Origin of the sequence: Streptomyces coeruleofuscus (assembly GCF_039532725.1) — a bacterium.
In the GTDB taxonomy this organism is placed as follows: domain Bacteria; phylum Actinomycetota; class Actinomycetes; order Streptomycetales; family Streptomycetaceae; genus Streptomyces; species Streptomyces coeruleofuscus.
The window spans coordinates 692,717-717,820 of sequence record NZ_BAAASE010000002.1; the positions used below are offsets into that span (position 1 = coordinate 692,717).

The window sequence follows — 25,104 nt, forward strand, 5'->3', positions numbered from 1 at the left end:
TCCCTTTGAGGTTTGATCCACAGCCAAGTGGTGTTATCCACAGCGGAATTGGCGATTCTGTGGACAACTGGCCTTCGTATCAAGCGCCTTGGGGTCACATCGGCGGTCTCACGCGCGCGATCCTCCGCAGTACCCCCGGCGCGAACCGCGAGAGCCAGCGCGCGCCCCGCGCCTCCGGTGTGACCGGGACCACCGCGTCATTGCGTACCACTGCCCGCACGATCGCGGCGGCGACCTTCTCCGGCGGGTAGTTCCTCAGCCCGTACAGGCGGGCGGCCCGCTGCTGAAGCCGCTTCTCCTCGTCGGCGTCGACCCCGGCGAAGTGCGCCGTGGACGTGATGGCGGTGTTGACGAAGCCGGGGCAGACCGCCGTCACACCGATCCCCCGCCCGGCGAGTTCCGCGCGCAGGCACTCGCTGAGCATCAGCACGGCCGCCTTGGAGGTGCTGTAGGCGGGCAGTGCCCGGGACGGCTGGTAGGCCGCCGCCGACGCCACGTTCACGATGTGGCCGCCCTGCCCGCGCTCGGCCATCCGCCGGCCGAAGAGCCGGCAGCCGTGGATCACACCCCACAGGTTGACGTCGAGGACCTTCTTCCAGTTCTCCGGCGTGGTGTCGAAGAAGGAACCGGACAGTCCGATCCCGGCGTTGTTCACCAGGACGTCCACCACCCCGTACTCGGTGGTGACCCTCTCGGCGAATTTCTCCATGGCCTGCTCGTCGGAGACGTCGACCGTCTCCGCCCAGGCCTCGGGAGCGCCTGCCAGGCGGGACGACTCGGCGGTGCGGGCCGCCGCCTCCGCGTTCCGGTCTACGGCCACCACGCGCGCGCCGGCCTCGGCGAACGCCAGCGCCGTCGCCCGTCCGATGCCGCTGCCCGCCCCGGTGACCAGCACGAGCTGCCCGCCGAACCGCTCGGCGTGCCTGCCGCTCGCCACCACCGGGGACCGGCCGCTCTCGACGGACCTCACGAACTCCTCGATCCACGAAGCCAGCTGATCCGGACGGGTGCGTGGGATCCAGTGCCCCGCCTGAACGGTCCTGCGGGTCAGCTGCGGAACCCACTGCTCCAGTCCGTCGTGGAGCCGCTCCGACAGGAACCGGTCCTCCAGGGGCGTCACGACCTGCACGGGCGCGTGGGCGTACGCGTCCGTGCGCGGCCTGCGCAGCCGGGGCCGTACGTTGTCCCGGTACAGCCAGGCCCCGTGTGCCGCGTCCGACGGCAGGGACGAGGTCGGGTAGTCGCCCCGGGGCACCTTCTCGACACGCTCCAGCACCCGGGGCCAGCGCTTGCCGAGCGGGCCGCGCCAGGCCAGCTCGGGCAGCACCGGCGTCTGCAACAGGTACACGTACCAGGACCTGGCGCCCTGCCCGAGGAGCTGGCCGACCCGGCGCGGGGTGGGCCGCCTCACACGGCTGTTGATCCAGTGGCCGAAGTGGTCCAGGGACGGCCCGGACATGGAGGTGAACGAGGCGATGCGGCCCTCGGTGCGCCGGACGGTGGTGAACTCCCAGGCCTGCACCGAGCCCCAGTCGTGCCCGACCAGGTGCACCGGCCGGTCCGGGCTGACCGCGTCCGCGACGGCCAGGAAGTCGTCCGTCAGCTTCTCCAGCGTGAACCCGCCCCGCAGCGGCCGCGGCGCCGTCGACCGTCCGTGACCGCGGACGTCGTACGCCACCACGTGGAAGTGCTCGGCGAGACGCGCGGCGACCTCGGACCACACCTCTTTGCTGTCGGGGTAGCCGTGCACCAGGACGACCGTCGGCCGCCGCGGATCACCCACCTCCGCCACGCACAGCTCGACTCCGCCGGTCCGCACCCAGCGCTCCCGCGCGCCCGTGAGCAACGTCATCCGGCGAATCTGGCAGTTGTTAGAGACATCGTCAATAGGGCGCTCCATAGCGTGGTCCCGGCGCGCTCCCGGGTGTGCTCCCCGGCGTGGTAACTCTCAAGAACCAGGTCCCCTAAGGGCCCGTACTACTCCAGGCTGACTCGAAAGCAGCTCTGCGGAGTGACGACCGCCACGCTCGCGGCCCCTACCTTCGAAGCGTGACTGTGATCGCGACCGAAAGCCTGAGCAAGCGGTTCCCCAGGGTGACCGCGCTTGACCGGCTCTCCGTGGACGTCGGGCCCGGTGTGACCGGACTCGTCGGAGCCAACGGAGCCGGCAAGTCCACACTGATCAAGATCCTTCTGGGTCTGTCCCCCGCCACCGAGGGCCGCGCCGAAGTGCTCGGCCTCGACGTCGCCACCAAGGGCGCCGACATCCGCGAGCGGGTCGGCTACATGCCCGAGCACGACTGTCTGCCGCCGGACGTCTCGGCCACCGAGTTCGTCGTCCACATGGCGCGCATGTCCGGCCTGCCGCCCACCGCCGCCCGAGAGCGCACCGCCGACACCCTGCGCCACGTCGGCCTGTACGAGGAGCGCTACCGCCCCATCGGCGGCTACTCGACCGGCATGAAGCAGCGCGTCAAGCTCGCCCAGGCCCTCGTCCACGACCCGCAGCTGGTCTTCCTCGACGAGCCGACCAACGGCCTCGACCCGGTCGGCCGCGACGAGATGCTCGGCCTGATCCGCCGGATCCACACCGACTTCGGCATCTCGGTCCTGGTCACCTCGCACCTGCTGGGTGAACTGGAGCGCACCTGCGACCACGTCGTCGTCGTCGACGGCGGCAAGCTCCTGCGCTCCAGCTCCACCACCGACTTCACCCAGACCACGACGACCCTCGCGATCGAGGTCACCGACACCGACGAGCACCCGGACGGCACCCGCGCGGTGCGCGAGGCGCTGCACGCCCACGGGGTGAGCGTCGAGGACGGCAGCGGCCTGCCGGGCGCCGGCCACATCCTGCTGCTCACCGCCCAGGGCGAGGAGACGTACGACCTGGTCCGGGACGTGATCGCGGACCTCGGACTCGGCCTGGTGCGCATGGAGCAGCGCAGGCACCACATCTCCGAGGTCTTCACGACCAGCGACCAGCACGAGCAGCGGAAGGAGGCGGTCGGCCATGGCGGTTGAGCACTCCACGGGGACATCCGCCCCGGCGCCGGGTGACCAGACCCGCATCCACAACATCGGCTACCGCAGCTACGACGGCCCCCGGCTGGGCCGCGCCTACGCCCGCCGCTCCCTGTACTCGCAGTCCCTGCGCGGCTCCTACGGCCTCGGCCGCTCGGTCAAGTCCAAGGTGCTGCCCATGCTGCTGTTCGTGGTGATGTGCGTGCCCGCGGCCATCATGGTCGCCGTCGCGGTCGCCACCAAGGCCAACGCCCTGCCGCTGGACTACACGCGCTACGCGATCGTCATGCAGGCGGTCATCAGCCTGTACGTCGCCTCGCAGGCGCCCCAGTCCGTCTCGCGCGACCTGCGCTTCAAGACCGTGCCGCTGTACTTCTCCCGGCCGATCGAGACCGCCGACTACGTCCGCGCCAAGTTCGCGGCGCTGGCCTCGGCGCTGTTCATCCTCACCGCCGGTCCCCTGCTGGTGCTCTACGTGGGCGCGCTGCTGGCCAAGCTCGACTTCGCCGACCAGACCAAGGGATTCGCACAAGGACTGGTTTCCGTGGCACTGCTCTCACTGTTGTTCGCCGGCATCGGCCTGGTCATCGCGTCCTTCACTCCGCGCCGCGGCTTCGGCATCGCGGCCGTGATCGCCGTGATGACCATCACCTACGGCGCGGTCTCCACCCTCCAGGCCATCGCCGACGCACAGGGCAGCAGCGACGCCGTGCCGTGGATCGGGCTGTTCTCGCCGATCACGCTCATCGACGGCGTGCAGTCCGCGTTCCTGGGCGCGACCTCGGCATCCCCGAGCGGGGTGGGCCCGAGCAACGCCGAGGGCGTCGTCTACGTCCTCGTCGTCCTGGGCCTGATCGCGGCGAGCTACGGCATCCTGATGCGCCGCTACAAGAAGGTGGGACTGTGACCACGCTCTCCATCGACCACGTCTCCCGCTGGTTCGGCAACGTGGTCGCCGTCAACGACATCACCATGACCGTCGGCCCCGGCGTCACCGGCCTGCTCGGCCCCAACGGCGCCGGAAAGTCCACCCTCATCAACATGATGGGCGGCTTCCTGGCCCCCTCCACCGGCACGGTCACCCTCGACGGCCAGCCGGTGTGGCGCAACGAGCAGATCTACAAGCACATCGGCGTCGTCCCCGAGCGGGAGGCGATGTACGACTTCCTCACCGGCAAGGAGTTCGTCGTCGCCAACGCCGAGCTGCACGGCCTGGGCGCCAAGGCGGCCCAGAAGGCGCTCGCCACGGTCGAGATGGAGTACGCGCAGGACCGCAAGATCCAGACGTACTCCAAGGGCATGCGCCAGCGCGTGAAGATGGCCTCCGCCCTGGTCCACGACCCGTCCCTGCTCCTGCTGGACGAGCCCTTCAACGGCATGGACCCGCGCCAGCGCATGCAGCTCATGGACCTGCTGCGGCGCATGGGCGACGAGGGCCGCACGGTGCTGTTCTCGTCCCACATCCTCGAAGAGGTCGAGCAGCTCGCCTGGCACATCGAGGTCGTCGTCGCCGGCCGGCACGCCGCCAGCGGTGACTTCCGCAAGATCCGACGCCTGATGACCGACCGGCCGCACCGCTACCTGGTGCGTTCCAGCGACGACCGCGCCCTCGCGGCCGCGCTGATCGCGGATCCGTCGACGTCCGGCATCGAGGTCGACCTCGCCGAGGGCGCGCTGCGCATCCAGGCCGTCGACTTCGGCCGCTTCACGGCTCTGCTGCCGCGGGTGGCCAGGGACCACGGCATCCGGCTGCTCACGGTCTCGCCGTCCGACGAGTCCCTCGAGTCCGTCTTCTCGTACCTCGTCGCGGCGTAGGAGGCCCTGATGTACGACCCCACAGTCGCCCGGCTCACCTACCGGGCCCTGCTCGGCCGACGCCGGGCCCTCATCCTCGGCGCCCTGCCGCTGCTGCTCATCGCCATCTCGGTGGTGGTGCGCTTCCTCGCCGGGGCGGACGACCAGACGGCGGCGGACCTGCTCGGCGGCCTCGCCCTCGCCACGATGGTGCCGATCATCGGCGTCATCGCCGGGACCGGCGCGATCGGACCGGAGATCGACGACGGCTCGGTGGTGTACCTGCTGTCCAAGCCGATCAAGCGGCCGACCATCATCTTCACCAAGCTGATCGTCGCCATCGCCGTGACGATGGTGTTCTCCGCGGTGCCGACGCTCATCGCGGGCTTCATCCTGAACGGCAACGGCCAGCAGATCGCCGTGGCCTACACGGTGGCGGCGCTGGTCGGGTCCATCGCGTACGCGGCCCTGTTCCTGCTGCTCGGCACGGTCTCCCGGCACGCGGTGGTGTTCGGGCTCGTCTACGCGCTGGTCTGGGAGGCCCTGTTCGGCTCCCTGGTGCAGGGCGCGCGCACGCTGAGCGTCCAGCAGTGGGCGCTGGCCGTGGCCCAGAAGGTGTCCGGCGCCGACATGGTGACCTCGGACGTCGGCCTCACCACGGCGACGGTCCTGCTCGTGGCCGTCACGGTGCTGGCCACCTGGTACGCCGGTCAGAAGCTGCGTTCGCTGACACTCGCCGGCGAGGAGTGACGTGCCCCGGCCTTGACGGGGGCCTCACCCCCGTCAGGGCACACTGGGCGAACGGTATGTAGGGATATCGCACGGAAGTCGGACGGCTCGGAGGGGCGGGGATGGCGGGCGAGAGGGCTCAGTACGACGACCACGGGCAGTCGGGATCCGGGTCCGGGGACGACGCCTGGGACGACCTCGTCCTGGACGACGACTTCATACGCTCCGCCGAGACCTCCGAGCCGTCCGCCCGCGCCCGGATGCTCGCCGCCCGCTGGCGGCGCGACGAACCGGAGCCACAGCCCTGGCGCTCCGACGAGCCGCCCGCTGGCTGGTTCTTCAGCAAGGCCCGGCGGCGCAGGTGGCGCAAGCGCTGACCGGCCCCGTCCGACCGCCGGTTTAATCGGTGGCGTCCTTTTCGCCCGGCAGGCAGAGTGGTCGTGTTCCTGCCGGACGAGGAGTCCGGCTTCACGTTCTGGGAGAGGAGCCGGACGATGTCCATGCACGGCAGTACGTCCAGCTCCCGTCAGGGCAGCCCGCGGCGGGTTCCGGAGTAATCGCTACCCCTCCGTAGAGCCCGCCCCGCACGGGGAGCTGCCCGGGGCGGCCGCTTCGAGCACGCGAATCGCACGTCGCGTGAGGCCGCCCACCCGGAGGATTGGCCGAGTGGTAAGGCACTGGCTTGCGCTGTGTTCGATGAAAAGCGAGTCATGGTCGGGCTGGAAAGCCCGCGCACGTTCGATCCGTGCATCCTCCGCCGCACACGCGACACGAAGGCTCAGCCCAGCAACCGCTCCAGCACCACCGCGATACCGTCCTCCTCGTTCGAGGACGTCACCTCGTCGGCGACCGCCTTCAGTTCCTCATGGGCGTCCGCCATCGCGACACCGTAGGAGGACCAGGCGAACATCGGTATGTCGTTGGGCATGTCGCCGAAGGCGATCGTGTCGGCCGCCTTCACCTTGAGCCGGCGCGCCGCCAGGGACAGGCCGGTCGCCTTGGACAGGCCCAGGGGCAGCAGTTCGACGATGCCCTCGCCCGCCATGACGACGGTGACGAAACCGCCGGCGGTGCGCGTGGCCGCCTCGCACAGCTCGTCGTCCGAGAGCGTCGGGTGCTGGATGTACAGCTTGTTCAGGGGCGCGGTCCACAGGTCCGACGCGTCCGTGAACGGGGTAGCGGGCAGGTTGCCGTGGGCCGCGTAGCCGGGACCCACCAGCACCTCGCCGTCCAGGCCGTCGCGGCTCGCCGCCAGGTACAGCGGGCCGACCTCCGCCTCGATCTTGGCCAGCGCCACCCCGGCCAGCTGCCGGTCCAGCGTCACCGACGTCAGCAGCCGGTGGGCGCCGGCGTCGTACACCTGCGCGCCCTGACCGCAGACGGCCAGCCCCTGGTAGCCGAGGTCGTCGAGGATGTGCCGGGTCCACGGGACCGCGCGGCCGGTGACGACGATGTGCGCGGCGCCCGCCGCGGTGGCCGCGGCGAGCGCGTCACGAGTGCGCGCCGACACCGACTCGTCGGAACGCAGCAGCGTCCCGTCGAGATCGGTGGCGATCAGCTGGTACGGGAAACCGGTGGTCACTTGGCCACCGGCTCCAGGACCTCCCGGCCGCCCAGGTACGGACGCAGCACCTCGGGCACCCGCACCGAGCCGTCGGCCTGCTGGTGGTTCTCCAGGATCGCCACGATCGTGCGCGGCACGGCGCACAGCGTGCCGTTGAGCGTGGCCAGCGGACGGACCTGCTTGCCCTCACGGACGCGGATCGACAGGCGGCGGGACTGGAACTCGGTGCAGTCCGAGGTCGAGGTCAGCTCGCGGTACTTGCCCTGGGTCGGGATCCACGCCTCGCAGTCGAACTTGCGGGACGCCGAGGCGCCCAGGTCGGCGCTCGCCACGTCGATCACGCGGTACGGCAGCTCCAGCGAGGTCAGCCACTGCTTCTCCCACTCCAGCAGCCGCTGGTGCTCGGCCTGCGAGTCCTCCGGGGCGACGTAGGAGAACATCTCGACCTTGTCGAACTGGTGCACCCGGAAGATGCCCCGGGTGTCCTTGCCGTGCGAGCCGGCCTCGCGGCGGAAGCAGGGCGAGAAGCCCGCGTAGCGCAGCGGCAGCTTCTCGGCGTCGAGGATCTCGTCCATGTGGTACGCCGCGAGCGGCACCTCGGACGTGCCGACCAGGTAGAGGTCGTCGTCGGCGAGGTGGTAGACGTCCTGGGCGGCCTGGCCGAGGAAGCCGGTGCCCGCCATGGACTGGGGGCGGACCAGGGCCGGGGTCAGCATCGGAGTGAAGCCGGCCGCGGTGGCCTGGGCCATCGCCGCGTTCACCAGGGCGAGCTCCAGCAGGGCGCCCACGCCCGTCAGGAAGTAGAAGCGCGAGCCGGAGACCTTGGCGCCGCGCTCGACGTCGATCGCGCCGAGGATCTGGCCGAGCTCCAGGTGGTCCCTGGGCTCGAAGCCCTCGGCGGTGAAGTCGCGGATGGTGCCGTGCGTCTCCAGGGTGACGAAGTCCTCCTCGCCGCCCACGGGCACGTCCGGGTGGACGAGGTTGCCGAGCTTCTGGAGCAGCTCCTGGGTCTCGGAGGCTGCGGCGTCGCGCTCCGCGTCGGCGGCCTTGACGTCGGCGGCGAGCTGGCCCGCCTTCTTCAGCAGCTCGGCCTTCTCGTCTCCGGAGGCCTTGGGGATGAGCTTGCCGAGCGCCTTCTGCTCGGCGCGCAGCTCATCGAAGCGGACGCCGGACGACCTGCGCCGCTCGTCGGCAGACAGGAGGGAGTCGACGAGCGCGACGTCCTCTCCACGGGCGCGCTGCGACGCGCGCACACGGTCGGGGTCCTCACGGAGCAGGCGAAGGTCAATCACGCGGTCAAGGCTACCGGTGCGGGATGACCGCCCACGACTCACTATTCCGGCTGCGGCTTACGTACCGTTATGGGGTAATTGCGCCGAGTGTCAATAAATCGACCACCTCTCCCCGGAACGAGGCATCCGCAGGGCACTGCATTGACTCGAATCCCTTGCGGGGAGCGGGACTTGGGGCCCGGTTGTCCACAGGGGTTCACACTCGCCGAAGAGTTATCCACAGGCTGTGTGGAAGATCTGTGGACTTCGGAATTGATCACTCCGAAAGGCCCGTCCGCACCAAAGAATTCCCGATACAAACCTGCTCCACCCTCACTTTCGAGTGGAAATGGGTCACTCCAAAGAGTTACGCAAGGGAAAACGGTGGACGAAGGGTGACCTGCCCGCCGATGGACGCATCAGGGACCTGTAGGGCGATTTGTCGACTGACCCACGCTTCGTTGTCGACTTGTCCCCAGGTCGAGAAGCGGACCTGTGGATAACTTCTGTGGATAACGACAATCACCAGGTACGACCGGCCTGAAGCCCGCCGGGAACCGGTTCTAGAACCGGCCGTCCTGGCACCGCGCCACCCAGTCCGCCGCCGCCACGAACTCGTCGTCCGACGTACCCGGCCGCGGCGGCCGGACATCCCCGGGCTGCATGTCCGCGCGCGGGTAGGAACCGAGGTAGCGCACCTGGAGGCAGATCCGCTTGAGGCCCATCAGGGCCTCGGCCACCCGGCGGTCGGAGATATGGCCCTCCGCGTCGACGCAGAAGCAGTAGTTGCCGATGCCCGCTCCGGTGGGCCGGGACTGGAGCAGCATCAGGTTGATGCCGCGGGTGGCGAACTCGCCCAGCAGGTCGCGCAGGCCGCCGGGGTGGTCGTCGCGCTGCCACAGCACGACGGAGGTCTTGTCCGCGCCGGTCGGCGCGGCGGGCCGGGCGGGCCGGCCGACCAGCACGAACCGTGTCTGGGCGTTCTCCGCGTCGTGGATCCCGGTCTCCAGGGCTTCGAGGCCGTAGCGGGCGGCCGCGAACTCGCCGGCGAAGGCGGCGTCGTACTGGCCCTCCTGGACCAGCCGGGCGGCGTCCGCGTTCGAGGCGGCCGACTCCCAGTGGGCGTCCGGGAGGTGCTTCTTCAGCCAGTTGCGCACCTGCGGCTGGGCGGCCGGATGGGCGGAGACCGTCTTGATGTCGGACAGCTTCGTGCCCGGGCGGACCAGCAGCGCGAAGGTGATCGACAGCAGCACCTCGCGGTAGATCATCAGCGGCGCGCCGGCGACCAGCTCGTCGAGGGTGGTGGTGATGCCGCCCTCGACGGAGTTCTCGATCGGCACGAACGCGGCCTCGGCCTCCCCGGTTCGTACCGCGTCGAGCGCGGACTGGACGGACACGTAGGGGATGAGCTCCCGGGTGGCGGCCTCGGGAAGCGTGCGCAGGGCGACTTCGGTGAAGGTGCCCTCGGGACCGAGATACGCATAGCTCGCTGGCATGACCTCACCCTAATGGGCTCGCGGAAGCGCTATCCCCGACAACCCACTCAGAGACCGATTCTCACCCCTCCAGCAATTCCTGTCCCACATACTCGCCCTCGGCGGCCCCACCGGGCACCGCGAACAGGCCGCTCGACTCGTGCCGTATGAACGGGGACAGGGCATCGCCGCGGTCCAGCTTGCGCTGCACCGGCACGAAGCCGCGCAGCGGATCGGCCTGCCAGCAGATGAAGAGCAGGCCCGCGTCGGGGACGCCGTCGGGGTCGATGCCGTCGTGGAAGGAGAACGGGCGGCGGAGCATCGCGGCGCCGCCGTTCTGGTCGGGCCGCGTGATCCGGGCGTGGGCGTTGATCGGGACGACGAGGTTGCCCTTGGCGTCCGTCTTCTCCAGGTCCATCGCGGTCGTCTCGGTGCCGCCGGACAGCGCCGCCCCGTCGGACTTGCGGCGGCCGATCACGTCCTCCTGTGCCTTGACGGAGAGCTTCTCCCAGTCGTCGAGGAGCATGCGGATCCGGCGTACGACGGCGTAGGAGCCGTTCGCCATCCAGGCCGGTTCGCCCTTCTCCGGTACGAAGATCCGCTGGTCGAAGTCGGCCTCGCTCGGCTTCGGATTGCGGGTGCCGTCGATCTGGCCCATCAGGTTTCGGGCCGTCATGGGGTGGGCGGTGGCGCCCGGCGAGCGGTTGAAGCCGTTCATCTGCCAGCGGACCCGGGCCGCCGAGCCCGCGTCCTTCTGGATCGCGCGCAGGGCGTGGAAGGCCACGAGGGCGTCGTTGGCGCCGATCTGCACCCACAGGTCGCCGTTGCTGCGCTTCTTGTCGAGGTGGTCGGAGGAGAACTCGGGCAGCGGGTCCAGGGCGGTCGGGCGCTGCTTCTCCAGGCCGGTCCTGCCGAAGAAGCTGTGGCCGAAGCCGAAGGTGATCGTCAGTGACGAGGGGCCGGCGTCGCGTGCCACGTCGGTGTCGTCATGGGCGCTCGGATCGCCCGCCATCAGCCGCCGGGCCGTCTCCGACCAGCGGCGCAGCAGGGCGGCGGCTTCCTTGCGGCCGGCGCCCGCCGCCAGGTCGAAGGCGACGAGGTGGCCGCGGGCCTGGAGGCCGTCGGTGATGCCGGGCTGATGTTTCCCGTGAAACATCGCCCGGTCGGCGCCGAGCGAGGTGAGGGGGGCGGCGGCCTCGGTGGGGGCGGCGGCGTAGCCGAGGGCCGCGCCTGCCGTGCCGAGTACGAGCCCGGTGGCACCGGCGGTGCCGAGCAGACGTCGCCGTGAGATGCCCTCGTCGGCCGGGCCCGCCTCGGTCTCCACCGCGGCGGTGCGGTGAGTGCGGGCTTCCGGAATGGACTGGTCAGCCATGGTGGTTCAGCCGATCTGCGCGTTCTTGGAGACGGTCACCTCGTCGATGTCGGAGGTCCGCACGGTCACGTCGACCTTCCAGTCGCCGGCCATGGGGATCTGCACTCCGTTCGCCGACCAGTGTCCGGTTGCGATGTGGTCCGGGACGACGGGCAGCGGCCCGATGTCCTTGGCTTTCAGGGTGAAGTCGACCTTGATCTCGGGGATGTCGAAGGCCTGGCCGTCGGGTCGCTCGACATAGACGTGCATCTCGTTGCCGCCCACGCGTGCGGGGTCGAGGTCGACGGTGACGATGCCCTTGCCGTTCTCGCCGCCGGTGTCGAAGGGCATGTTCAGGGTCAGAGCCCCGGAGGCGCCCGTGTCGGGCGATGTGGACGCGGAGGACGAGGTGGCGGCCCTGGCGTCCTGTTCCGTGCGTCCCGGCTCGGTCTGCGTGAGGACGGTGGTGACGGCGAGCAGGACGACCGCGACACCGGCCTCGGCGAGCACGGAGCGGCGCAGGCCGAAGCGGTTCGGGTCGGCGTCCCGCAGCCGCTTCTGAAGGGCGGCGTCCCGGGCGGCCCGCTGCCGGGCGAGCTGTGCGGCCCGCTCGGTGTCGGCGGCTCCGGAGTCGGGCTGCTCGCCGGCGTCAGTGCCGACGGGTCCGGAAGCGGGCTGCTCGCCGGCGTCGGCGTCGGCCTCGGCGTCCGTGTCGGTCCGGTCATCACCGGTCACCTCGGGCTCCGCGTCAGCGGAGGCCTCAGCCCCTGCTCCGACCCGTGCCTTCTCCCGCTCGGCGGAGGCCGGCACCGTCTCCGCCAGCCGCCCCGTCCACCGGCGTGAGATCCACGCGACGCCGACCAGAACGGCCACGAGGGCGATCTTGGCGAGGAGCAGCTGTCCGTAGCGGGTGTCGGTGAAGGCCGACCAGGAGCCGAGCTGGCGCCAGGACTGGTACGTCCCGGTGGCGATCAGCGCGAGGACGCTGCCGAAGGCGACGCGGGAGAAGCGGCGTACGGCCGACGCGTCGACGGGCGCGTCGGCGGGTGCCCGGTACAGGGCGACCAGCAGCGCGCCCAGCCCGCCGAGCCACGCGGCGACGGCGAGCAGATGGACGACGTCGACCGGCATGGCGATGCCCGCCTGGAGTCCGACCGAGGCGTGCTCGGACATCGCCCAGCTCGCGGCGAGCCCGGCCGCCACGACGACGCCGCCGATCGCGAGCCCGAAGGTCAGGTCCCGCTTCTCCTGGGGGTCCTCGCGCTTGTCGTACGCACCGAACAGCACGGCGATGAACAGCGCCGCCGCGGCGAGCAGCAGCAGCCGGGACACCAGGGCCGCGCCGGTCTTGGTCTGGAGCACCTGCCCGAGCAGGGACAGGTCGAAGATGTCGGCGACCTTCCCGGAGCCGGTGAAGGAGCCGCGCAGGAGCAGCAGGGCGAGGGTCGCGGCGGTGAGCGTGAGCCACCCGGAGACGACGAACCGCTGCACGGGCCGCACTCCGGAGCCGCGCGGCCAGCAGGCGAGGACGAAGGCGGCGCCGCCGGCCATCACGATGAACCCGGCGTAGGAGACGTACCGTCCGAAGCCGTACAGCCAGCCGACCACGCCGTCGTCGGTCGCCTGATCGGAGACCGTCACGGATGTCTTGGACGGGGCGCCGATGGAGAAGGTGTAGGCACCGGCGACGGGGTGGCTGTCCGCGGACACCACCTGGTAGGCGACCGTGTAGGTGCCGTCGGGCAGGCCGGAATGGAGCCGCACGGCGTACGTCGTGCCGCTGACGCTGGACGGCTCGCCCGCGTCGACGCGCTTGCCCTCGGGGTCGAGCACGCGCAGCGAGTCGCCGGACATCGCGACCTGCTCGGAGAAGGTGAGCGAGATCCGGGCCGGGGCCTTGTCGACCACCGCCCCCTGTGCGGGGTCGCTGCCGGTCACCGCGGCGTGCGCGGACGCCGGAGCGGCGCCGGCGAGGAGTGCGCAGGCCGCGGCCAGGAGCAGCAGCACCACGGTCCGGACGCGGGGGGCGATGGTCTGCGTCACAGGGGTCCCTCCCTCAGTGTCCGGTGTTGGGGCGGTAGGTCGCCGGCTTCACCGGCATCTCGACCTCGACCGGGCCGGAGTGGGCGAAGTGCAGCTCGACGGAGACCGTCTGGCCTTCCTTCGGCTTGCGCTTCAGCTGCTCGAACATCAGGTGGTTGCCGCCGCTCTTCAGCACGAGTTCGCCGTGGGCGGGGACCTTCAGGCTCTTGACCTCCTGCATGGCCGAGCCGACGGTCTCGTGCACGGTGACCTGCCCCGCGACGTCGCTGGTGACCGAGGTCAGTTCGTCGGCGGCACCGCCCTTGTTGGTGACGGTGAGGAAACCGGCCGCCATCTCGTCGGAGACGGGCTGCGGCATGTACGCGGAGCCCACGGAGAGCTCCGCCTTGCCGCTCCCGGAACCGGAGTCCCCGGATTCCGAGTCGGAGCCGCCGCAGCCCGCCAGGGCCAGTGCTCCGGCTATGACGAGGGCCGCCGGGCCGAGTCGCCGCCTCACGGGTTCTCCCCCTTGGCGATCTCGGGGAGGTCCTTGGTGTAGTCGTCGACGGTGGCGTCCTCGCCGTAGAGCACGTAGCCGCCGTCGGTCTTCGGGGAGAAGGCGATGACCTGGGTGCCGTGCTCGGAGATGATCTTGCCGTTCTTGTCCTTGCGCGGCGCGTCGATGGAGATGCCGAGGGTGCGGGCGCCGGCCTGGATGGTCGGGAAGTCGCCGGTGAGGCCGATGAACTGCGGGTCGATGCCCTTGAGCCACTTGCCGAGCTCCGCGGGCTTGTCGCGGTTCGGGTCGGTGGTGACGAACACGACGCGCAGCTCGTCCTGCTCGGCCTTGGGCAGCTGCTTCTTGGCCACGGCGATGTTGCTCATCGTCGACGGGCAGACGTCGGGGCAGTGGGTGTAGCCGAAGTAGATGAGCGTGGGCTTGCCCTCGGTCTCCTTGCGGAGGTCGTACTTCTTGCCCTGCGTGTCGGTGAGGACAAGGTCCGGCTTCTCGAACGGCTTGTCGAGGATGGTGGCGGCCTTCTCGGTACCGGCCTGCTCCGACACGACGGCGACGGGCTTGTCGCTGTCGTTGCCGCTGCCGCAGGCGGTGAGGGTCAGGGAGGCCGCGGCGAGCAGGGCGGCCGCGGCGAAGGTCTTGGTGCGCATAGAAAAATGTCCCAGATGTCGGTGATCCGGCGCGCACCGGGGGTCCCGCCGCCCGAGGGCGGGAGTCCGGCGCGCGCCGTGCAACGGAAGCAACCTCAGGCGGTGGTGCGCCGACGCCCGGCCAGCACGCCGTAGGCGACGCCCGCCGCGCCGACCACGATGCCGACGACGCCCAGGACGCGGGCGGTGGTGTCGGTGCTGCCGGAGGAGGCGGTGTCGGCGGCGGTTTCGGCGGAGGCCTTCTCGGCCGACCCGGCGTCGGAGGCGGTGTCGCCCGAGGAGGCGTGGTGCCCGTCCTCGGCGGCGGACAGCTCCAGCACGGGGGCCGGGTTGTCGGGCTCCTCCTGGCCCTTCTGCGGCACCTCGATCCAGCGGACGACCTCCTTGTTGGAGTACGTCTGGAGGGCCTTGAAGACCAGCTGGTCGGCGTCCTCGGGCAGTTGGCCGATCGAGAGCGGGAACTTCTCGAAGTAGCCGGGCTCGATGCCCTTGCCGTCGGCGGTCCAGGTGACCTTGGTGACGGCCTCGGAGATCTTCTCGCCGTGCATCTCCAGCGGCTTGTCCAGCTTGGACTTGGTGACGTCGATCTTCCAGCCGGGCATCGGCTCCGGCATCACCGAGGCCAGCGGGTGATCGGTGGGGAAGTTGATCTCGAGCTTGGTGGTCGAGGCGTCGTCCCGCTCGTTGGGGACCTTGAAGTCGACGACCGCGTAACCGCCCTTGGCGGCGGCACCCTCGGGCTGCACGCTGACGTGCGCGAAGGCGGGGGCGGACAGGGCGAGAACGGTGACGCCGGCGGCGGCACCGGCCGCGGCGATACGGGAAGCCTTCATGGAAGCAGAACTCCGCTGTGAGTCGGGTCGTGGAAGAGGGATACGCGCACGCGCGCGTGCCGCACGACGGCGGCCCTCCTCCAAGTCGTCCGAATCATCCGAATCGTACGAAAAGCGGAGTGGTGGTCCGTCGCGTCAGGCGGCGAGGGCGAGTGCGGATGCGCGAGCCGTGGCGGCCGGCGGGCCGCGCCGGATCACCGTGTGCTGAAGTGCGGTCATGTGCGGCTTCGCAGGCGCGGGCCGCACGGCGCGCACGGGGCGCGGACATGCCCCCGGCGCTCCCGGCAGCCCGGCGCGCAGGGCGCGAACCAGCGCGAGCGCGACCCGCAGGGAACGCACGAGCGCCCCTTCCGTGACTCCCTGCGCCGACAGTTCGGTGAGCCGCAGCAGAGCCAGGTCGCCGTGGCGCAGCAGCCAGCCGGCGGCGATCGCAGCGAGGACGTGACCGAGCAGCATCGGCAGGGACGGCCACAGCGAGGCCGATGCCCCGGCGTCAGCCGGGAGATGCGTGTGTGCCCCCGTGGGGGGCTGGATCCGGGCGTCGGTGAGGATCTTCTGGGCCTGAGCCGGGCTGATCGCCGCCGCCGTCGTGCCGCACACGAGCCGCGCGGCCTGCTGGACCAGCGCGGCGTCGCTCGCGCCTGCCGGCACCGACGACGTGGCGGCGGCCGTACCGTGCTGACCGAGTCCGAACAGCGTGTGCAACAGCGTCTGACCGGCCGCGAGCAGTGCCGTGATCCCGGGCAGCGAGCGCACACGCCCGGCCAAAGGTGCCGCCACCGCGGCCACTCCGAGGAACCCGGCGCCCAGCGTCCACAGCGGAATGCCGTCACACGAGGCGAGCGCGTGACCTGCCCCGGCCAGCACGACACAGACCGCGGCGAACACCGCGGCCCGCAGGATCCGGAGCGTGAGTCCGGAGCGCGTCGCGCACGCGTGGGGGGCAGTCATGGCGGGGTCATCATCGCACTGGCCACCCAGGCCTCGTGCGGCAGGTCCGCAAGATGCCGTACGACCGGGAACGTCACTCTCTGGCCCCGCCTGCCCCCCTACATACACCGATCAGGGCTAGGGCGCATCCGCCGTATGGGCGGCATCACGTCAACTTCACGCTTACAAGCGGAGACACAGGGCAATACGTAACGGTATGTCGAGCCGCGGCCAGGAGGCTGGAGCATGAGCATCTGGTGGTCACTCCATCTGCGGCGCGAAGCTGCGAGCGTGCCGCTCGCCAGGCGCCTTCTGATCGGCACGATGGAGACCGCGGGCGTCGATCCCGATATCTCCTACGACCTTTCCGTCGCCCTCAGTGAGGCCTGCGCGAACGCCGTGGAGCACGGCGGGGACACCGCGTGCGGCGGCCCCGGTTCTGAGGCGTACCGGGTCACGGCGTACCTCGACGGTGAGAAGTGCCGGATCGAGGTCGCCGACGCGGGCCCGGGGTTCCCCGCGGCGTCCGCCGGCCGCTCCCGCCCGCCGATCAGGCCCGCACACTCCGACGCGGAGAACGGCAGAGGGCTGTGCCTCATCGAGCAGCTCGCCGACCATGTCCACATCGGCAACAAGCCGGGCCGGGGCGGGGCAGTGGTGAGCTTCGACAAGGTCCTCAAGTGGCGCAAGGACGTAGCGCCCCTGATGGCGGTCTGACCTCTGCCGACGCCCGATCGGCCAGGGTGGTGTTTCACGTGAAACATCCGCCCCCTACAGCGCGCCCCAGTCCAGCGTCGTACGCGCCAACCCCGCCACCTGACTGAGCAGCGCCAGCCGGGCCGCGCGGACCGCCGGGTCGGGGTCCATCACCAGCACCTCGTCGAAGAAGGCGCTGATCGCTTCGACCAGCGGGGCGGAGACCTCGATCAGCGCGCCGAGGTCGTCCTCGCGACCGTGCAGGGCCTGGCGTACGGCGTCGGCGCTCTCGGCGAGACGCAGCTCGGCGGACGCCGTCAGCAGGGACGGATCCGCCGCCTCGACGCCGCCCTCGGGAAGGATGCGCATCACCCGCTGGAACGCGGCAGCGAGTTCCTCGAACGCCTCCGTGCCGATGTGCCGCTCCAGCGTGGCCAGGGTGCGGTCGCCGTGGGAGGGCCGGTCGGCCCACACCAGGACGGCCTGGACGAGCCGATGCTCGTGCCCGGCGTCCGTGAGCTGCTGCTCGTAGCGCCGGGTGACCAGCTCGGCGGCCTCGGCGACCCGCTCGGCGGGCACCTCGACGCCCTGCGCGGCGTACCGCACGGCCGCCGCGCGCAACCCTTCGCTCACCCGCACCCCGGCCACGGCGGGCAGGCTCCGCAGCACGTTGAGCAGCCCGATCGCGGCCCGGCGCACCCCGTACGGATCGGAACTCCCGGTCGGCGCGGCCCCGATCACGAACATGCCCGTCACCAGGTCGAACCGGTCGGCGAGCGACAGCACCGCACCCGCGTCCCGGGCCGGCAGGGCACCGCCGGCGGAGCGCGGCAGCTCCATCTCCGCCAGCGCCCGGGCGACCTCGGCGGACTCGCCGGCCCGGCGGGCGTACTCCTCGGCCATCACCCCGGCCAGTCCGGAGAACTCGATCACCATCTGCGACGCCAGGTCGAACTTCGCCAGCGCACCCGCGCGCCGGACGACGGCCATGGCCTCCTCGGGCAGCCCGGCGCGTCCGGCCAGGTCGAGGGCGAGGGAGGCGATGCGGTCGGCGCGGTCGGCGACCGTACCGAGCCGGTCCTCGAAGGTCAGCTTGTCCAGCCGGCGCCGGAACTCCGCCGGCGCCACCTTCAGATCCGCCCGCCAGAAGAACGCGGCGTCCTCGTAACGGGCCCGCAGCACCGCCTCGTTGCCCGCCCGCACCACGTCGTCGTCGCACAGGGCGTTGGCGAAGGTGACGAAGTGCGGCATCAGCCGCTCGCCGTCCAGCACCGGCAGATATCGCTGGTGCTTGCGCATCACGGTGGTCAGGACGCTCGCGGGCAGTTCCAGATAGCGCTCGTCGAACGACCCCCGCACGGCGTACGGGAACTCCAGGATGTCGGTGATCTCGTCGATCAGATCGGCCTGGCCCGCCACGTCGATCCGTCCGCCCACCTCGGCCGCCGCCTCCAGGGCACCGCGGACCACCGCGCCGCGCCGGGCGTCCCGGTCGAGCAGGATGCCGTGCATGTGCAGGAAGTGCGGGTAGCCCTCGGCGGAGGTCACCCGCACCTCCGGGTAAGGGGCTTGGCGCTGCACGCGTGTCGTGTCGCTCGCGGCGAGCGAGGAGACCACCACGGGCAGGGGAGTACGGCCCAGCAGCGCGAGCAGCCAGCGCACGGGCCGTGAGAACGACAGACCCGGGTCGCTCCACCGCATGTTGCGCCCGGCGCGCAGCCCGGACACGACCTCGGCCAGCAGATCGCTGAGCACCTCGACGGCCTGACGGCCCTCCTCGTGCCGGGTGACGGCCACGTACTCGACACCCTTGACGTTGACGATCCGCACATCGGTCGGCTCGGCCCCCTGACTGCGGGCGAAGCCCAGCAGGGCAGGCGTCGGGGCGCCGTCCTTGAAGGCGGCGGCGACCTTGGGGCCGCGCACCGTCCGCATGGTGTCCCGCTCACGCGGCTGCACACCGTCGACCGTGATCACGATCCGGCGGGGCGTGGCCAGCACGTTGATCGCGCCGTGCCCGAGCCGGGTCGCGGCCAGCTTGGCGGTGACCGACTCGCGCACCGCCTCGGTGGTGGCGGGGACGTCGGCGTACGGCAGTTCCTCCACGCCGATCTCGAACAGCAGCGTCTCGACGCCGGGCACCTTGGGCAGCGCGGCCCGCTGGGCCGGGGCCGGAGCGTCCGCCACCCCGAGCGGATGCTCCAACGCGGCTCGCCGCCGCTCCCACAGCTTGGCGGACTCGTGCGTCAGGCCGCGCATCAGCGCGAACGCCTTGGCCCGCTCGGTGGTGCTGATCGCGCCGCGCGCGTCGAGCACGTTGAAGGTGTGGCTGCACTTGAGCACGTACGTGTACGCCGGGACCGGCAGCTCCAGGTCGAGCAGGCGCCGGGCCTCGGCCGCGTACGCCTCGAAGAGCCGGTGGTTGGTGTCGAGGTCGGCGTCGTCGAGGTAGTAGCGGCTCATCTCGTACTCGTTCTGCCCGAACACCTCGCCGTACGTGATGCCCGGCGCGTAGACGATGTCCTTGAAGTGGTCCACGCCCTGGAGGTTCATCAGGATGCGTTCCAGGCCGTACGTGATCTCCACCGACACCGGGTCCAGGGCGACACCGCCGACCTGCTGGAAGTAGGTGAACTGGGTGATCTCCATGCCGTCCAGCCAGACCTCCCAGCCCAGCCCCCAGGCGCCGAGCGCGGGCGAGGCCCAGTTGTCCTCGACGAACCGCACGTCGTGCGCGCCCAGGTCGACACCGAGCGCCTTCAGGCTGCCCAGGTACAGCTCCTGCGGGTTGCCCGGGTCGGGCTTGAGGATGACCTGGAACTGGGTGTGGGTCTGGAGCCGGTTGGGGTTCTCGCCGTAGCGGGAGTCGTCCGGCCGCACGCTCGGCTCCACGTAGGCGACGCTCCACGGCTCGGGGCCGAGCACCCGCAGCGCCGTGGCGGGGTTGGCCGTGCCCGCTCCGACCTCGGTGTTCAACGGCTGCGTGATCATGCAGCCGTTGTCGCTCCAGTACTTCTGCAGGGTGAGGATGGCGTCCTGCATGGTCAGCGCCGTCTGGACGTTCTTCATGGTGATCGCGCCTGTTCCCCGAGTCGGACCGGCAAGGTCGGCCATGATCTCACACGCCAACTACCGTTGACCTGCGGTTTTTTCGCGCCCTACAGGGGCGCGGGGAACTGCGCGACCAGCCCCCGCGCACCCGCGCCCGACCTCAGCCCTTGACCGAGGCCATCCACGCTTCGACCTCGTCCGAACGCCGGGGCAACGCCGCACTCAGATTCCTGTTGCCGTCCTCCGTCACGAGGATGTCGTCCTCGATCCGCACACCGATGCCCCGGTACTCCTCCGGCACCGTCAGGTCATCGGCCTGGAAGTACAGCCCCGGCTCGACGGTCAGGCACATCCCCGGCTCCAGCACACCGTCGACATACGTCTCGGTCCGCGCGGCGGCGCAGTCGTGCACGTCCATCCCGAGCATGTGCCCGGTCCCGTGCAACGTCCACCGCCGCTGAAGCCCCAGCTCCAGCACCCGCTCCACCGGACCCTCGACCAGCCCCCACTCGACCAGCTTCTCGGCCAGCACCCGCTGCGCGGCGTCGTGGAAGTCCCGGTACTTCGCCCCGGGCTGCACCGCGGCGATACCGGCCTCCTGGGCCTCGTACACGGCGTCGTAGATCTTCCGCTGGACCTCGCTGAACCGGCCGTTGATCGGCAGCGTCCGCGTGACGTCGGCGGTGTAGTACGTGTGCGTCTCCACACCCGCGTCGAGCAGCAGCAGGTCGCCCGACCGCACGGGCCCGTCGTTGCGCACCCAGTGCAGCGTGCAGGCGTGCGGTCCGGCCGCGGCGATCGTGCCGTATCCGACGTCGTTGCCCTCCACCCGCGCGCGGAGGAAGAACGTGCCCTCGATGTACCGCTCGGAGGTCGCCTCGGCCTTGTCGAGGACCTTCACCACGTCCTCGAAGCCGCGCACCGTCGAATCGACGGCCTTCTGGAGCTCGCCGATCTCGAACTCGTCCTTGACCAGCCGTGCCTCGGAGAGGAAGACCCGCAGCTCCTCGTCGCGCTCGGCGGTGACCTTGTCGGTCAGCGCGGCCTCGATGCCGGCGTCGTACCCGCGCACCACCCGCACCGGGCCGGTGGCCTCACGCAGCGCCCCGGCCAGCTCGCGCACGTCGGAGGCGGGGATGCCGTACAGCTTCTCCGCCTCGGTGAGGGAGTGGCGGCGGCCGACCCACAGCTCGCCCTGGCCGTCCAGCCAGAACTCGCCGTTCTCCCGGTCCGAACGCGGCAGGAGGTAGATCGTCGCCTCGTGGCCCTCGCCCTTGGGCTCCAGGACCAGGACGCCGTCCTCGGTCTGATTGCCGGTGAGGTAGGCGTACTCGACGGAGGCGCGGAAGGCGTACTCGGTGTCGTTCGAGCGGGTCTTCAGGTTGCCCGCGGGGATCACCAGCCGCTCGCCCGGGAAGCGCGCGGACAGCGCGGCCCGGCGGGCGGCGGTCTCGGCGGCCTGGGGGACGGGCCGGAGGTCACGCAGCTCGGTGTCCGCCCAGCCGCTCTTCATGTTCTCGGCAAGCTCGTCGGACACGCCCGGGTACAGTCCGTTCTTCCGCTGCTTGATCGGCTCTTCTTCGGCAGTCTCCGGGGTGTCCGAAGGCTCTTCTGCCACGGCGGTCATCCTCCTCGATACGGCGCTGGACCGCCCTCCACTGTACGGCGGCGCGGAAGCGGCCTCAGGGCTATGACGAGGAGCGTTACTCGAACCGCGCCGCCAGCAGGACGATGTCCTCCGCACCGTCGGTCGCGTCCAGGCCGTTTGGCAGCAGGCTCCGCAGGACGTGGTCGGCGATGGCGCCGGGGTCCCGCCGCAGCGCCCGGGGCGCTCCGGCCGCCGCCGCGTGCAGCCGGGCGAAGGCGCGGTCGGTGGTCTCACCGGTGCGGTGCAGCAGCCCGTCGGTGTACAGCAGAACCGTCTCCCCCGGCTCGGCGAGGATCTCCACGCTCGGCGCCTCCCAGCAGGCGAGCATGCCCAGCGGGGCGGAGACCGACGTCTCCACGAACTCGGTGCGGTGCTGTCCGATCAGCAGCGGCGGGCTGTGCCCGGCCCCGGCCAGCGTGATCTTGCGGGCGGCCGGTTCGCAGTAGCCGAACAGCGCGGTGGCCGAGCGGGCCGGTTCGGTCAGCCGCAGCAGCAGCTCCAGGTCGGACAGGACGGCGACCGGGTCCTCCCCCTCCATCACGGCGTACGCGCGCAGGGACGCCCGCAGCCGCCCCATCGCGGCGACCGCGCTGGGCCCCGCACCCGTGACGGACCCGACCGCGAGGCCGAGGGCGGCGTCGGGCAGCGGCAGCGCGTCGTACCAGTCGCCGCCGCCGCGCGGGCCGGTGCGGTGCCGGGCGGCGAGCTGGACACCGGCCACCCGCGGCAGCCGCGCGGGCAGCAGCTCGTCCGACATGGTCGCCATGGACGCGCGCGTGCGCTCCAGTTCGAGCAGCCGGGCGAGGTGTTCGGCGGCGTACCGGGCGTACAGGCCGACGAGGTGGCGCTGCCGTTCGTTCGGTTCGGCGGGTTCGTCGTAGAGCCACACGACGGCCCCGAGACGGCCGGCGGACTCGGTGGTCAGGGGGAGGGCGTAGCTGGCGGCGTAGCCGAGGCGGGCCGCGACCTCGCGGTGGCGGGGATCGAGCCCTTCCTCGGCGAACAGGTCGGGCTCGGCGATGCCGTCCTCGCCACCGGGCGGTCCGTCGAGGAACCGTCCGTAGGACAGGGCGCTGCGGGGCACGGTCTCGATGTGGCCGAGGTCGGCGCGGGCCAGGCCCAGGCCGACGGTGGTGTCCGGGCCCAGGCCGTCGCCGGGTTCCAGAACCACGAGTCCGCGGCGGGCGCCCACCAGGGCGGCGCCGGCCCGCAGCAGTTCCTGGAGCGCGTCGTCGAGCGCGGAGGTGCGGTTCAGGCGTTCGGTCAGTTCGTGGAGGGTGGTGAGGTCGGAGACCCAGCCGGCGAGACGGTCCTGGAGTACCGCGCCCGGTGGGGCCGGTGGGTTTGCCGGGGCAGACGGGGAGGTACCCGACGCGACGGGCGTGACAGTGTGTGCGGGTGCCGGAACCGTTGAATCGATTCCAGCCACTTTCGGAGGGTGCGGGGCGTTCATGGCGTCCGGCTTTCCGACCAGCGCGTACTGCTCAAAAGCATCGCAAACCCCCATGTCATTCTGCGCCGCTAGCAGTGTCTCCACATGTACACGCACTCGTGAGGAGATGTCCAGCATTGTCCTGCCGGGATTACTGGTGTCTGTGAGGTCTGAGGGAACAAGTCTCCTTCCTCTTGCGTAAATGCGAAGTTGGCTTAAAACTGCCGCAAGGGACGGCTTATTGCGGTCGACTGGGCTTGCTCGACGGAGCGTCACAACGGTCGCGATGGGTACGTACTCGGTGAAGGCCAGGGGTGGTTGCGAACTACCCGGAACCTGGTGACGGACCCGGGCGTCTTAGTCACCGACGACCGTGCCCCATCCTCCCGTGGCGGAGGCGGAGAGAAATACGCGCGACGGCAAACGCCATACTTCGCCACCCCTACGCCACGCCCGTGCTTTTGATAGACGCAGTATGGGCGGGACGGCCGCGGAGGCAGTCAATGCTCGACCCATAGGGGTTCCCCTTGCGCACGGCAGGGGTGTGATGCGCCAACAGGTACGCACAGTGAAGTGATCGACACATGATGTGATGTGGACCACGGTGTTGCCGGCGTGCAACGGAAAGGAACGAGCGCTCATGCGCGAGATCCTCGGAAGGCGACGCAGGCTCCTGTCCAAGCGCAGCGACGGGAGGCCTGAGCTGATCGGCGCGGCCCTGACCTACGCGACGGAATGGCAGTGGCCCGTACTCCCGGGCGTGGCGGCGGACCCCGAGGGGCGGAACCGCTGCGGCTGCCCGGACCCCGAGTGCACGGTTCCCGGCGCGCACCCCTTCGACCCCGGCCTGCTCGCGGCCACCACGGACGGGCGCATGGTGCGCTGGTGGTGGGGCAACCGGCCCACGGCTCCGATCGTCCTGGCCACCGGCGGCAAGGCGCCCTGCGCCGTCTCCCTGCCCGCCCTGCCGGCGGCCCGCGCCCTCGGCGCGCTCGACAGCATGGGCATGCGGCTCGGCCCGGTCGTCGCCTCCCCCGCCCGCTGGGCGATCCTCGTGAAGCCCTACTCCATGGAGCAGCTCGGCGAATTGCTCTACGCCAAGGACTTCGTACCCGGCTCCCTCCGCTTCCACGGCGAGGGCGGCTACCTGGCGCTGCCGCCGTCCGAGACGGGCCAGGGCGAGATCCGCTGGGAGCGGGCGCCGCTGCCCGGCTCGGCGTCGCCGTGGGTGCCCGATGTGGAGGCCGTGGTGGACGCCGTGGTCGAGGCCCTCACTCGTACGGGTGTGAGCGCGCCCGAGTTGTAGGGCCGTAGGGCGCGCCGAGCCCGGGTTCCGCCCCGGCGCGTTATGTTCCGGGGCCATGCCTCGTCATTCCCGGGGCCGCCCCCGGGACCCCCGAAAGGTCCGGCTGCTCGCCCTCGCAGGCGTCGTGGCGGCGTGCGCGGTCGCACTGCCGCTGGCGGTGCCGTCCGCGGGTTCCCCGGATGCGGGGGACACGACACACTCCGGGGGCTCGGCGGACCGTGCCGGCGTACGCGGCGGTTCCGTGTCCGGTTCCGGACAGGGCGGCGCACGTCCCTCCCGGCCGTCCGCGGACGGTCAGGCGTCTTCCGCCGCGACCGGTCTCCCCGCGCTCGGCCCGGGCCTGTCGACCGCCGCGCGCTGCGGTCCCGAACTCTCCTCCCCCGACGGCATCGAGGCCCAGACCTGTGTCGTGACGCAGGCGGCGGACGTCTGGGCGCGGACCTACTACCGGAATGCGACCGGCAAGGCGCTGGACGCCGTACTGAGCCTCATGGGGCCCGGGGAACGGACCGTGCGCATCACCTGTGCGGTGGGGGCCGAGGACGAGCCGGGGACATGTGAGACGCCCCGCGAACCCGCGCGCGGGGACCTGGCGGCGTACACGGCGGTCGCGGAGTTCGGCCGGCGGGCCGGCCAGGGGCCGCTGCTGCTGCGCTCCGGGAGCAACTCGCCTACGCAAGCGGGCAGTTGACGCACCACTGCGTTCAGTGAACGGTCGCGAGCAGAGAAAGACCCGGTTGCTGGCGACGGGGGATGCACCAGCAACCGGGCTACAGGAACGGTAACAAGAGATCGGCGGTTCGCAAATTCG

21 protein-coding genes and 1 tRNA gene are annotated in these 25,104 nt (G+C 71.0%); 9 read left to right on the forward strand and 13 right to left on the reverse strand.

Translation table 11 applies throughout. The features are described from left to right. Positions 1-94: 94 nt before the first annotated feature. Positions 95-1,852 (reverse strand): SDR family oxidoreductase, encoded by a 1,758-nt coding sequence (locus ABFX81_RS10250; protein ID WP_086849110.1) that lies wholly within the window; start codon positions 1,850-1,852, stop codon positions 95-97. A 203-nt stretch (positions 1,853-2,055) separates the two neighbouring features. Here ABFX81_RS10250 and ABFX81_RS10255 point away from each other — a divergent pair, with 203 nt between their 5' ends. The 6 genes from ABFX81_RS10255 to ABFX81_RS10280 all read left to right on the forward strand — a co-directional run bounded on the left by ABFX81_RS10255 (position 2,056) and on the right by ABFX81_RS10280 (position 6,304). Then, entirely contained in the window at positions 2,056-3,024 is a 969-nt protein-coding gene (locus ABFX81_RS10255; protein ID WP_086849109.1) for an ATP-binding cassette domain-containing protein, read from the forward strand. After that, complete coding sequence (locus ABFX81_RS10260) at positions 3,014-3,931, forward strand: hypothetical protein (RefSeq protein WP_086849108.1); 918 nt, start codon at positions 3,014-3,016, stop codon at positions 3,929-3,931. Before ABFX81_RS10255 ends, ABFX81_RS10260 begins: the two co-directional genes overlap by 11 nt. Continuing rightward, on the forward strand, positions 3,928-4,839 hold the full coding sequence (locus tag ABFX81_RS10265; RefSeq protein WP_086849107.1) for an ATP-binding cassette domain-containing protein: 912 nt from the start codon (positions 3,928-3,930) through the stop codon (positions 4,837-4,839). The genes ABFX81_RS10260 and ABFX81_RS10265 overlap by 4 nt, the downstream gene beginning before the upstream one ends. 9 nt (positions 4,840-4,848) lie before the next feature. Next, positions 4,849-5,568, forward strand: coding sequence for an ABC transporter permease subunit (locus tag ABFX81_RS10270; RefSeq protein ID WP_086849106.1), 720 nt, complete (start codon positions 4,849-4,851; stop codon positions 5,566-5,568). Positions 5,569-5,669: 101 nt separating this feature from the next. Continuing rightward, positions 5,670-5,924 (forward strand): SGM_3592 family protein, encoded by a 255-nt coding sequence (locus ABFX81_RS10275; RefSeq protein WP_086849105.1) that lies wholly within the window; start codon positions 5,670-5,672, stop codon positions 5,922-5,924. A gap of 275 nt (positions 5,925-6,199) precedes the next feature. Beyond that, positions 6,200-6,304, forward strand: a tRNA-OTHER gene (locus ABFX81_RS10280). 21 nt (positions 6,305-6,325) lie between these two features. On the opposite strand, the gene ABFX81_RS10285 is transcribed toward ABFX81_RS10280, so the two are convergent. The 9 genes from ABFX81_RS10285 to ABFX81_RS10325 all read right to left on the reverse strand — a co-directional run bounded on the left by ABFX81_RS10285 (position 6,326) and on the right by ABFX81_RS10325 (position 16,181). Beyond that, entirely contained in the window at positions 6,326-7,129 is an 804-nt protein-coding gene (locus ABFX81_RS10285; RefSeq protein WP_086849104.1) for a Cof-type HAD-IIB family hydrolase, read from the reverse strand. Continuing rightward, positions 7,126-8,403 carry a serine--tRNA ligase gene (serS, locus tag ABFX81_RS10290; protein WP_086849103.1) on the reverse strand — a complete coding sequence of 426 codons (1,278 nt, stop codon included), beginning with the start codon at positions 8,401-8,403 and terminating at the stop codon, positions 7,126-7,128. The genes ABFX81_RS10285 and serS overlap by 4 nt, the downstream gene beginning before the upstream one ends. Positions 8,404-8,945: 542 nt before the next feature. Beyond that, positions 8,946-9,878 (reverse strand): prephenate dehydratase, encoded by a 933-nt coding sequence (gene pheA, locus ABFX81_RS10295; protein ID WP_086849101.1) that lies wholly within the window; start codon positions 9,876-9,878, stop codon positions 8,946-8,948. A 61-nt stretch (positions 9,879-9,939) separates the two neighbouring features. Continuing rightward, positions 9,940-11,229 carry an iron uptake transporter deferrochelatase/peroxidase subunit gene (gene efeB / locus ABFX81_RS10300; RefSeq protein WP_086849099.1) on the reverse strand — a complete coding sequence of 430 codons (1,290 nt, stop codon included), beginning with the start codon at positions 11,227-11,229 and terminating at the stop codon, positions 9,940-9,942. Positions 11,230-11,235: 6 nt separating this feature from the next. Continuing rightward, positions 11,236-13,251 carry a copper resistance CopC/CopD family protein gene (locus ABFX81_RS10305; protein ID WP_346137925.1) on the reverse strand — a complete coding sequence of 672 codons (2,016 nt, stop codon included), beginning with the start codon at positions 13,249-13,251 and terminating at the stop codon, positions 11,236-11,238. Positions 13,252-13,264: 13 nt separating this feature from the next. After that, positions 13,265-13,747: a copper chaperone PCu(A)C gene (locus ABFX81_RS10310; protein WP_346137926.1), complete on the reverse strand. Its 483-nt coding sequence runs from the start codon at positions 13,745-13,747 to the stop codon at positions 13,265-13,267. Beyond that, the gene (locus ABFX81_RS10315; RefSeq protein ID WP_346137927.1) at positions 13,744-14,397 is read right to left on the reverse strand and encodes an SCO family protein; all 654 of its coding nucleotides are present in this window, start codon (positions 14,395-14,397) and stop codon (positions 13,744-13,746) included. Before ABFX81_RS10315 ends, ABFX81_RS10310 begins: the two co-directional genes overlap by 4 nt. A 95-nt stretch (positions 14,398-14,492) precedes the next feature. Beyond that, positions 14,493-15,230: a YcnI family copper-binding membrane protein gene (locus ABFX81_RS10320; RefSeq protein WP_346137928.1), complete on the reverse strand. Its 738-nt coding sequence runs from the start codon at positions 15,228-15,230 to the stop codon at positions 14,493-14,495. 135 nt (positions 15,231-15,365) lie between these two features. Beyond that, positions 15,366-16,181, reverse strand: coding sequence for a hypothetical protein (locus ABFX81_RS10325; protein WP_346137929.1), 816 nt, complete (start codon positions 16,179-16,181; stop codon positions 15,366-15,368). A gap of 225 nt (positions 16,182-16,406) precedes the next feature. On the opposite strand from ABFX81_RS10325, the gene ABFX81_RS10330 reads away from it, so the two are divergent. Further along, entirely contained in the window at positions 16,407-16,877 is a 471-nt protein-coding gene (locus ABFX81_RS10330; protein ID WP_346137931.1) for an ATP-binding protein, read from the forward strand. 54 nt (positions 16,878-16,931) lie between these two features. Here the strand turns inward: ABFX81_RS10330 and ABFX81_RS10335 are convergent, their stop codons facing one another. The 3 genes from ABFX81_RS10335 to ABFX81_RS10345 all read right to left on the reverse strand — a co-directional run bounded on the left by ABFX81_RS10335 (position 16,932) and on the right by ABFX81_RS10345 (position 23,125). Further along, positions 16,932-19,925: a glycine--tRNA ligase gene (locus tag ABFX81_RS10335; RefSeq protein ID WP_346137932.1), complete on the reverse strand. Its 2,994-nt coding sequence runs from the start codon at positions 19,923-19,925 to the stop codon at positions 16,932-16,934. A 142-nt stretch (positions 19,926-20,067) separates the two neighbouring features. Beyond that, on the reverse strand, positions 20,068-21,534 hold the full coding sequence (locus ABFX81_RS10340) for an aminopeptidase P family protein (protein WP_428837156.1): 1,467 nt from the start codon (positions 21,532-21,534) through the stop codon (positions 20,068-20,070). 76 nt (positions 21,535-21,610) lie between these two features. Next, on the reverse strand, positions 21,611-23,125 hold the full coding sequence (locus ABFX81_RS10345; RefSeq protein WP_346137934.1) for a PP2C family protein-serine/threonine phosphatase: 1,515 nt from the start codon (positions 23,123-23,125) through the stop codon (positions 21,611-21,613). 502 nt (positions 23,126-23,627) lie between these two features. On the opposite strand from ABFX81_RS10345, the gene ABFX81_RS10350 reads away from it, so the two are divergent. Beyond that, the gene (locus ABFX81_RS10350; RefSeq protein WP_346137935.1) at positions 23,628-24,293 is read left to right on the forward strand and encodes a bifunctional DNA primase/polymerase; all 666 of its coding nucleotides are present in this window, start codon (positions 23,628-23,630) and stop codon (positions 24,291-24,293) included. 55 nt (positions 24,294-24,348) lie between these two features. After that, positions 24,349-24,984, forward strand: a complete 636-nt coding sequence (locus ABFX81_RS10355) for a hypothetical protein (RefSeq protein WP_346137936.1) — start codon at positions 24,349-24,351, stop codon at positions 24,982-24,984. Positions 24,985-25,104 lie beyond the last annotated feature (120 nt).

Bases quoted from the DNA above. Each gene is read 5' to 3' on its own strand.
- ABFX81_RS10250 (WP_086849110.1), bottom strand. From the start codon at position 1,852: ATGACGTTGCTCACGGGCGCGCGGGAGCGCTGGGTGCGGACCGGCGGA.
- ABFX81_RS10260 (WP_086849108.1), top strand. From the start codon at position 3,014: ATGGCGGTTGAGCACTCCACGGGGACATCCGCCCCGGCGCCGGGTGAC.
- ABFX81_RS10270 (WP_086849106.1), top strand. From the start codon at position 4,849: ATGTACGACCCCACAGTCGCCCGGCTCACCTACCGGGCCCTGCTCGGC.
- ABFX81_RS10275 (WP_086849105.1), top strand. From the start codon at position 5,670: ATGGCGGGCGAGAGGGCTCAGTACGACGACCACGGGCAGTCGGGATCC.
- pheA (WP_086849101.1), bottom strand. From the start codon at position 9,878: ATGCCAGCGAGCTATGCGTATCTCGGTCCCGAGGGCACCTTCACCGAA.
- efeB (WP_086849099.1), bottom strand. From the start codon at position 11,229: ATGGCTGACCAGTCCATTCCGGAAGCCCGCACTCACCGCACCGCCGCG.
- ABFX81_RS10315 (WP_346137927.1), bottom strand. From the start codon at position 14,397: ATGCGCACCAAGACCTTCGCCGCGGCCGCCCTGCTCGCCGCGGCCTCC.
- ABFX81_RS10320 (WP_346137928.1), bottom strand. From the start codon at position 15,230: ATGAAGGCTTCCCGTATCGCCGCGGCCGGTGCCGCCGCCGGCGTCACC.
- ABFX81_RS10325 (WP_346137929.1), bottom strand. From the start codon at position 16,181: ATGACTGCCCCCCACGCGTGCGCGACGCGCTCCGGACTCACGCTCCGG.
- ABFX81_RS10330 (WP_346137931.1), top strand. From the start codon at position 16,407: ATGAGCATCTGGTGGTCACTCCATCTGCGGCGCGAAGCTGCGAGCGTG.
- ABFX81_RS10335 (WP_346137932.1), bottom strand. From the start codon at position 19,925: ATGAAGAACGTCCAGACGGCGCTGACCATGCAGGACGCCATCCTCACC.
- ABFX81_RS10340 (WP_428837156.1), bottom strand. From the start codon at position 21,534: ATGACCGCCGTGGCAGAAGAGCCTTCGGACACCCCGGAGACTGCCGAA.
- ABFX81_RS10345 (WP_346137934.1), bottom strand. From the start codon at position 23,125: ATGCTGGACATCTCCTCACGAGTGCGTGTACATGTGGAGACACTGCTA.
- ABFX81_RS10350 (WP_346137935.1), top strand. From the start codon at position 23,628: ATGCGCGAGATCCTCGGAAGGCGACGCAGGCTCCTGTCCAAGCGCAGC.
- ABFX81_RS10355 (WP_346137936.1), top strand. From the start codon at position 24,349: ATGCCTCGTCATTCCCGGGGCCGCCCCCGGGACCCCCGAAAGGTCCGG.